Raw genomic sequence first — 8,147 nt, 5'->3', positions numbered from 1 at the left:
GAGCAAGCCCCGCCCCAACACCCACTCGCCCTCCGGCGCTCATGCGACCACCCCCCCCCCCCGGGGCCCGGGCGCCCCCCCCCCCGCCGGCGCCCCGGGCCCGGGGCGGAGTTTCCACTCCCGGCCGCACGAGGACGGGCAGGCCGGCCTCTTCGGAGGCCGGCCGTACGAGTCCACAGGGGGCCGGGACGAAGGAGCCAGATGCCCGAGGAGCAGGATCCCGCCCAGCAGCCCCCCGAGCGACCGGCCCCGGACCCGAAACCGGTCGTGGTCCGCCTGACGGGCGAGATGGACATCAGCCGGGTCTCCGAAGTACGCGCCCTGCTGCTCGAAGCGGTGACCCGCGCCGAAGGGCCCGCTGAGACCGTCGTGGACCTCAGCGGCCTCACGTTCTGCGACTCCGCCGGGCTCAACGCCCTGCTCCGGGCCCGCATGCAGGCCGTCGAATCCGGCCACACGCTGCGTCTCGCCGCGCCGAGCGACCAGATGCTGCGCCTGCTGGAGGTGACCGGGTCCTCGGGCCTCTTCCCCATCGACCCGGAACCGCCCGCCTGACTCCGGTGGGCCGACGGGTGTGCGCCGTCGAGTGCGGCGATCGCCGCCCCGACCCGCTCTCGCCCGCGCGGGGCACGCCCGCTCACTCGCGCCCGTCGGGTTTGGTGGCGCGCGAGGGGGTAGGCGCGCAATGTGTCCGGATACGAGACTCTGCTGAAGGGGGTGTGCAATGCCGACGGCGGACGATGACCGTTTCGCGGTCGAAGTACGGCCCGTCGGGGGGGCCACGATCTTGGCGTTGGCCGGTGAGCTCGACCACGACACCGTCGAGCCCTTGCGGGAGGCTCTCGAAGCCGCCCGGGCAGGCGGAAGGCAGTGGCTGCTCGTCGACTTCAGCAGGCTGGAGTTCTGTGACTCCACGGGATTGAACGTGTTGCTGCACAACCGGCTCGCGGTCCAGGAAACGGGTGGCAGCCTCGAACTGATCGGCCTCCATCAGCCGATCGAACGCATGTTCCACATAACGGGTGCGGACGGGCTCTTCCCGCTGCACACCGATGTGGAGTCGGCCCTGGCGAGTCACCAGCGCGCGTAGCGGAGGAGCAGCGATGAGCGAGCGCCGGCCACCGGAGCGGACCCGGCGCCTGGTGCTGCACGACACCACGGATGTCGTCAGCCAGTGCCGGGACTTCACCCGCCGGGCCCTGACCGAGTGGCAGTGGCTGCCCGGGGCCGCGAGCGGGGGTGGGGGCGGCGGGACGTACGAGACCGCCGACGACGCCCTGCTGCTGGTGTCCGAAATGGTGGCCAACGCCTGCATGCACGCGGGTGGTCCGAGCTCGTTGCTGCTGCGCTGCACCGGCGATCGGCTGCGCATCGAGGTGACCGACGGAAGTCCGGTCGCGCCGGCCGTCAGGCATCCGACCGACCCGTCCCGGCCCGGAGGCCACGGGCTGCTCATCGTGGAGCGGCTGGCACGGGAGTGGGGCTCGGAGCCGGCGGACGGGGGGAAATGCGTGTGGGTGGAGCTCGACGCGCCGACGGCCCTCCGCATGGCTGAAGGTACGCCGCCCGGGCGGGTGGACGGGTTCCCCCGCCCGGTCTGAGCCCCGACAGCCCTCAGAACCGTCCGGCGGCCGTGAGAACCGGATCCGGGACCCACCGAACGGCCCGATGGTCTCGACCGGCCATGGCGCTCGCGTACCCGCGTCAGTGCCCGCGCCCTTCTTCGCTCCGGTCCTCGCCGGCGCCCTCGGCCTCCTCGGGGTCCTCGGCGTCCGTGAGCATCCCGGTCCGCAGAGTGGCCATGATCCGGCCCAGCAGGCGCGAGACGTGCATCTGCGAGAGCCCGAGCCGGTTGCCGATCTCGGCCTGGGTCAGCTCCTCGCCGAAGCGCAGCGAGAGGATCAGCCGGTCGCGCTCACCCAGCGTGGCGAGCAGCGGCTTCAGCGTCTCCAGGCATTCGACGCGGTCGTACGCGTCCTCCTCCGCCCCCAGCGGTCGTTCCCGGGGGCCGATTTCCGCGTCCTGCCCCACGGGGGCGTCCAGCGAGCCGGCGGTGTAGCCGTTGGCCGCCTGACGGCCTTCGGCCAGTGCTTCGACGCTGATGCCGAGGCGCGTCGCGAGCTCGAGGTCGGTCGGCCGCCGTCCGAGGCCCTGTTCCAGCGCGTCGTACGTCTTCGCGATGTCGAGGCGGAGTTCCTGGAGGCGCCGCGGAACCTTCACGGACCAGCTGGTGTCCCGGAAGAACCGCTTCATCTCGCCGGTGATGGTGGGAATGGCGAACGTCGTGAACTCGACCCCGCGCTCGACGTCGTACCGGTTGATGGCCTTGATCAGGCCGATCGTGCCGACCTGGACGATGTCCTCGAGGGGCTCGGAGCGGTTGCGGAACCGGCGTGCCGCGTACTTCACCAGGCTGAGGTTGAGCTCCACGAGCGTATTGCGCACGTACGAGTACTCGGCCGTTCCCTCACGCAGCCCGTTCAGGCGCCGGAAGAGCGCGACGGACAGGACGCGCGCCTCGGCCGTGCCGACCGCGAGCGGATCCTCGGGGACGTCGGCATCCGGCGCGTCGGCCACATCCGCCAGGTAGGGCACATCGGGCACGTCCGGGAGTTCGCGGGGCTCGGCATGGAACGGATCCATGGTGCCGCGGGTAACGGGTGACATGAGCTTCCTCCGACGGGTTGGGGGCTTCCGGCCGGCCCGGTCGGGGCGGCGGGAACCGTCGTGGTCTTCCCGAAGGGATATTCCCCACGCGGGGCCGTCTGACCCTTCTCATGTCACAGTGGATCGCAGTGAGGTCAGATATGAATGATTCCGACCAAATACTGGAAAAGCTGCTGGCCGGGCTCACCGCAGTACGGGACGGGGATCTCAGCACCCGCCTCCCCGACGACGCCGTCGGCCTGCCCGGCGAGATCGCGGCGGTCTACAACGGGATGATCGACCAGTTGTCCCTCGTCACGTCCGAGGTCACCCGGGTGGCGCAGGAGGTCGGGGGTCAGGGCCTGCTCGGCGGACACGCCCGGGTCCCGCGCACCGGCGGCGTCTGGCGCGAGGTGACCACGGGCGTCAACAGCATGGCCGACAACCTCACCTCGCAGGTGCGCAACATCGCGCAGGTCGCCACGGCCGTGGCCCGGGGCGACCTCACGCAGAAGATCCGGGTGGACGCGAGCGGTGAGATCCTCGAGCTGAAGGACACCATCAACACCATGGTCGACCGGCTCTCGGCCTTCGCCGAGGAGGTCAGCCGGGTCGCCTTCGAGGTCGGCACCGAGGGGAACCTCGGCGGTCAGGCGACCGTCCGAGGGGTCTCGGGCACCTGGAAGGACCTCACCGACAACGTCAACTCCATGGCCACCAACCTCACCAACCAGGTGCGCAACATCGCCCAGGTCACCACGGCCGTCGCCCGCGGTGACCTCACCCGCAAGATCGACGTCGACGCCCGGGGCGAGATCCTGGAGCTCAAGACCACGATCAACACGATGGTCGACCAGCTGTCGTCCTTCGCCGCCGAGGTCACTCGGGTGGCCCGCGAGGTCGGCAGTGAGGGCCGGCTCGGCGGCCAGGCCGAGGTCGCCGACGTCTCGGGCACCTGGAAGCGGCTGACCGAGAACGTCAACGAACTGGCCGGCAACCTCACGCGGCAGGTACGCGCCATCGCCGAGGTGACCAGCGCGGTGGCCGAGGGCGACCTGACGCGCTCGATCACCGTGGAGGCCCCCGGCGAGGTCGGGGAGCTCAGGGACAACATCAACGCCATGGTCGAGTCCCTGCGCGCCACGACCCGGGCCAACGAGGACCAGGAGTGGCTGGCGTCGAGCCTCGCGGGGGTCTCCCGGCGGATCCAGGGCATCCGCGAGCTTCCCGCCGTTGCCCGCCTGCTGATGCGGGAGGTACCGCCGCTGGTGGACGCCCAGTACGGCAGCTTCTTCCTGGCCCAGGAGCGGCCCGACGGCATCGAGCTGGTGGCGATCGCCACCTACGGGCTTCCCGACGCCCCCGAGACGGGCCCGCGCCGGTTCCGGATCGGCCAGTCCCTGGTCGGCGAGGCCGCCGCGGGCCGACGCGCGATCACCGTGGACGACCTCCCCGCCGGCTACGCCGTCATCGCCTCCGGCACCGGGGCCGCGGACGCGACCACCCTGGTCGTCCTGCCGATCGTCGCCGAGGACCAGGTGCTGGGCGCCGTGGAGCTGGCGTCCGTACACCCGCTGCGCCCCCTGCACCGGGACTTCCTCGAACAGTTCACCGAGATGCTCGGCGTCAACGTCAGATCCCTGATCGCGAACGCCCGCACCGACGAACTGCTCGAACGGTCTCAGGAGTTGACGTCCGAGCTGCGCTCCCGCTCGCAAGAACTCCAGCACGGCCAACAGGAGCTGCAGCGCTCCAACGCCGAACTGAAGGAACAGGCGGCCCTGCTGGCGGAGCGCAACAGGGACATCGGGAGCAAGAACCTGGAGATCGAGCAGGCCCGCCAGGAACTGGAGACCAGGGCCCAGCAGTTGTCGCGCACCTCGATGTACAAGTCGGAGTTCCTGGCCAACATGAGCCACGAGCTACGCACTCCGCTGAACAGCCTGCTGATCCTCGCCCAGCTCCTCGCGCAGAATCCGGAGGGGAACCTGACGGAGAAGCAGGTCGACTACGCGACCGTCATCCACTCGGCCGGATCCGATCTGCTCCAGCTGATCAACGACATCCTCGACCTCTCCAAGGTCGAGGCCGGGAAGATGGACGTGCACACCGAGGCGGTGTCGCTGCGCCGGCTGCTCGACTACGTCGACGCCGCCTTCCGGCCGGTCGCCGACGAACGCGGACTGGAATTCGCGGTGGCCGCCGCCCCGGACGTACCCGACGACCTGACCACCGACGAGGCGCGGCTGCGCCAGGTGCTGCGCAACCTGCTCTCGAACGCCCTGAAGTTCACCGAGACCGGCCAGGTCTCCCTGCGCGTGACCCTCGCGGGCCCCGGCGAACTGCCGTCCGCGCTGAAGGACAGCGGCCCGGTGGTCGCCTTCCAGGTGATCGACACCGGGATCGGCATCCCCGCCGACCGGCTGGAGTCGGTGTTCGGGGCCTTCCGGCAGGGTGACGCGACGACCTCGCGCGCCTACGGCGGTACCGGTCTGGGGCTGTCCATCAGCCGCGAGGTCGCCCGGCTGCTCGGCGGAGTGATCGTCGCGCAGAGCACGGTGGGCCAGGGCAGCCGCTTCGCGCTGTACCTTCCCGTGCGCGACGGCCGGGCCCCCGCCGCCGCCCTCGCGGAAGGGGCGCGGCTGCCGGCCGGCAGGCCGGGCGAGCCGCTGCCCGACCTGGGCGGGCGTACCGTGCTGGTGGTCGACGACGACGCCCGCAACGTCTTCGCCCTCACCGCCATGCTCCAGACCGCCGGCCTGCGCGTCCTGGCCGCCGACAACGGCGAGACCGGCATCGCGCTGCTGGCCGGCCGCGGGGACGTGGACCTCGTGGTGATGGACCTGATGATGGCGGGGCTCGACGGGTACGCCGCCACCCGCGCCATCCGCCGGATGCCCGGCTACCGCGACGTACCCGTCATCGTGGTCACCGCCAAGGCCATGCCGGACGACCGCGCGGAGGCCCTCGCCGCGGGAGCGACGGACTACGTGACCAAACCGGTGGACCCGCAGAACCTGATCGCCGTCATCCGCGCCTGCCTCGCGGAGCGCGGGAGCGGCCCCCGCCCCGGCCGGGCACCCGACCGCGACCACTGAGCCGTGGGCCCCGCCCCGGGCCGCGCCGTGGACCCCGTACGCCGCCGGCGCCGCGCCTCACGACGGCCGTCCGGCGACCCGTACGACCACCAGGCTCGTGTCGTCGTCCGTGTCCCCGCTCACCTCCGACATCAGCCGCTCGGCCTGCTCGTCCGGCCCTGCACCCGCCAGCCGCTGCGCAGCGCCCCGCAGCACCGCCAGGCTCTCGTCCAGGCCCGAATGCCGTCGCTCGATGAGCCCGTCCGTGTAGAGGAGCAGCGTGTCGCCCGGCCGCAGCCGCGTGACCCTCTCCGCGTACGGGGCTCCGGGCACGGCTCCCAGCAGGATGTTGTGCGGGCCCTCGAGGAACAGGGCCCGCCCCTCCCTCAGCAGCAGCGGCGGCGGGTGCCCGGCCCCGGTCCAGCACAGCGTGTGGTCGGCCGGGTCGTACAGGCCGCACAGGGCGGTCGCGGTGGGCTGGCCGGAGGTGTGCAGGGCCACCTCGTTGAGGCACTCCATCAGCCGGCCCGGGGTACAGCCGGTGAAGGCCAGGCCGCGCAGCGCGTTGCGCAGCGCCACCATGCCGTTCGCGGCGTCGATGCCGTGCCCGGCGATGTCGCCCACCGACAGCAGTACCCGTCCGCTGGGCAGCGGCTGTACGTCGTACCAGTCCCCGCCGACCCGGTACTCCTGGGCCGCCGGCCGGTAGCGGGCCGCGATCTGCAGTCCGGGCGTGGCCTCCAGGACGGGTGCCTCCGGCACGATCGCCTCCTGCAACTGCCGGACGACCCGGTTGCGCAGCTCCGCCTCCGCCTGCGCGGCGTTGAGCCGGTCGAAGCTGGCGGTCAGGGCCACCTCGGTGCGGTACTGGGCGGAGACGTCCTGGTACACGCCGGCCAGGCCGGTCAGCGCGCCGGCCGTCAGGACCGGCTCGGCGGCGATGCGCACGTGGCGTACGCCGCCGTCCTCGCGGACGACCCGTACCAGCGCGTGCGCTCCCTCGTGCCGTTCCGTGAGGGCGGACGTCAGCCCGTGCAGAACCTCGGCGTCGTCCGGGTGCAGCCGTTCGGCGAGCCGGCGCAGGGGCACGGGCTCCTCGGCGCGGTCCATGCCGAAGATGGAGTAGGCCTGCTCGCTCCACAGGGAGTGGCCCGTCAGCAGGTCGTCGTCGAAGGAGGCCACCTGCTCCAGCCTGCTCAGTACGCGGGCCAGGACGGGACTGTCGTCGGCGCAGTCCCACAGGACGGCGCTGCGGCAGCGGCTCAGCGCCACGACCCGGACGTGCGCCATCGACCCGGGCGCCCACTGCGGCGACTCCGGTCCCCGCACGGGCAGGCTCTGCTCGTACTGCGGCCCGGATCCCGTCGCCGCGCCCGACAGCATGCGGACGAGGCCGTCATGGGCGTACGGGAACACTTGCGCCAGGGGCCGCCCGACCGGGTCGCGCAGCGCGCCGAGGGCCGTACGGGCCGCGCTGTTGACGTACTCGACGATCTCCAGCCCCCTGGCGGGCTCCCGCTCCGTGCCCAGGATGACCGCGGCGGGCTGCTGGAGCTGGTCCAGCAGCCCCGCGACGATGCGCGGGCCGCCCGGCTCGTCCGCGTCCCAGTCCAGGATGCGGGCCGCCGGCTCGCACAGTTCGACCAGGGCCCTGCGCAGCGGCTCCGCCAGCGGGTCGGGGCGGTCCCAGGCGGCCAGCAGCAGCCCGGCGACCCTTCCCTGCTCCCGTACGGGCAGCAACGCGCGCGCGCCGTCCGCGGCGGCCCCGGGGACGCGCGGGCCGCCCGCGGGGGCGCCCTCGGGCAGCCAGACGGGTGAGCCGGCGGCCATCGCCCCGTGGAGCGGGCCGCCGCCCTCCGGCGGGATCCACTGCCAGTGCACGGCCTCCTGCCGGCCGGCCCCGGCCTGCCCTACGAGGGCCAGGCAGTCGCTCTCCGTACGTCGCCAGAGGAACACCGAGCGCACACCGAGCGGCCGCAGTCCCCCCTCCAGCAGCGTGTCGATCGCCTCGCCCGCGCTGTCGGCGGCCTGCACGGCCGCCGTGCTGCGGCGCGCGCGCCGTGCCTCGGAAGCCGCCGGGGCCGGCCCCTCGGGGACATCGACGACCACGGCTCCGACGGCGGCGTTGACGATGTCGGCGGCCAGGTCCGCCGCCCCCAGCCCGGTGGAGACGGCCAGCCGCACCAGGTGGTCGGCTGCTTCGGTCGGCGAGGCGCTCAGCTGGACGGTGAGGACTCCGGTGGCGAGGTCGAACAACCGCCGCCGGGCCCGGTCGCCGCGCAGGGCCGCGATCTCCTCGGTGAGCGCGGTGACCGCGTCGGCCAGGGGGGCGCTTCCGTCCGGCCCGTGCTCCCGGTGGTGGGGCGGGGCGTGATGCGGGCCGGGGCCGGGCGCGTCGGCGGACGGGGTCGTCATGACGACCCC

The 8,147-nt window shown here is 72.9% G+C and carries 6 protein-coding genes; 4 read left to right on the top strand and 2 right to left on the bottom strand.

Annotated features, from left to right (window positions below; genetic code table 11):
- The first annotated feature begins 201 nt into the window (after positions 1-201).
- From ACFWBY_RS30115 to ACFWBY_RS30105, 3 genes are all read left to right on the top strand, one after another.
- Entirely contained in the window at positions 202-555 is a 354-nt protein-coding gene (locus tag ACFWBY_RS30115) for an STAS domain-containing protein (RefSeq protein ID WP_385336071.1), read from the top strand.
- 169 nt (positions 556-724) lie between these two features.
- Positions 725-1,090: an STAS domain-containing protein gene (locus ACFWBY_RS30110; protein ID WP_385336073.1), complete on the top strand. Its 366-nt coding sequence runs from the start codon at positions 725-727 to the stop codon at positions 1,088-1,090.
- Between the two features lie 13 nt (positions 1,091-1,103).
- Entirely contained in the window at positions 1,104-1,601 is a 498-nt protein-coding gene (locus tag ACFWBY_RS30105) for an ATP-binding protein (protein ID WP_385336075.1), read from the top strand.
- Between the two features lie 103 nt (positions 1,602-1,704).
- On the opposite strand, the gene ACFWBY_RS30100 is transcribed toward ACFWBY_RS30105, so the two are convergent.
- Positions 1,705-2,643, bottom strand: coding sequence for a SigB/SigF/SigG family RNA polymerase sigma factor (locus tag ACFWBY_RS30100; RefSeq protein ID WP_385336077.1), 939 nt, complete (start codon positions 2,641-2,643; stop codon positions 1,705-1,707).
- A 164-nt stretch (positions 2,644-2,807) separates the two neighbouring features.
- Between ACFWBY_RS30100 and ACFWBY_RS30095 the strand changes: the two genes are divergently transcribed.
- Complete coding sequence (locus ACFWBY_RS30095; protein ID WP_385336079.1) at positions 2,808-5,744, top strand: HAMP domain-containing protein; 2,937 nt, start codon at positions 2,808-2,810, stop codon at positions 5,742-5,744.
- Between the two features lie 57 nt (positions 5,745-5,801).
- Here the strand turns inward: ACFWBY_RS30095 and ACFWBY_RS30090 are convergent, their stop codons facing one another.
- The gene (locus tag ACFWBY_RS30090) at positions 5,802-8,138 is read right to left on the bottom strand and encodes a SpoIIE family protein phosphatase (RefSeq protein ID WP_385336081.1); all 2,337 of its coding nucleotides are present in this window, start codon (positions 8,136-8,138) and stop codon (positions 5,802-5,804) included.
- Positions 8,139-8,147: the final 9 nt, after the last annotated feature.

The sequence above is a fragment of the Streptomyces sp. NPDC060049 genome, from assembly GCF_042736715.1.
Taxonomy (GTDB): Bacteria; Actinomycetota; Actinomycetes; order Streptomycetales; family Streptomycetaceae; genus Streptomyces.
Note: the sequence above shows the minus strand (reverse complement) of the source record. Positions and strands in the feature narration are given on the sequence as shown.

Excerpts from the sequence above, each read along its gene's own strand:
- ACFWBY_RS30115 (WP_385336071.1), top strand. The coding sequence starts at position 202 with ATGCCCGAGGAGCAGGATCCCGCCCAGCAGCCCCCCGAGCGACCGGCC.
- ACFWBY_RS30110 (WP_385336073.1), top strand. The coding sequence starts at position 725 with ATGCCGACGGCGGACGATGACCGTTTCGCGGTCGAAGTACGGCCCGTC.
- ACFWBY_RS30105 (WP_385336075.1), top strand. The coding sequence starts at position 1,104 with ATGAGCGAGCGCCGGCCACCGGAGCGGACCCGGCGCCTGGTGCTGCAC.
- ACFWBY_RS30100 (WP_385336077.1), bottom strand. The coding sequence starts at position 2,643 with ATGGATCCGTTCCATGCCGAGCCCCGCGAACTCCCGGACGTGCCCGAT.
- ACFWBY_RS30095 (WP_385336079.1), top strand. The coding sequence starts at position 2,808 with ATGAATGATTCCGACCAAATACTGGAAAAGCTGCTGGCCGGGCTCACC.
- ACFWBY_RS30090 (WP_385336081.1), bottom strand. The coding sequence starts at position 8,138 with ATGACGACCCCGTCCGCCGACGCGCCCGGCCCCGGCCCGCATCACGCC.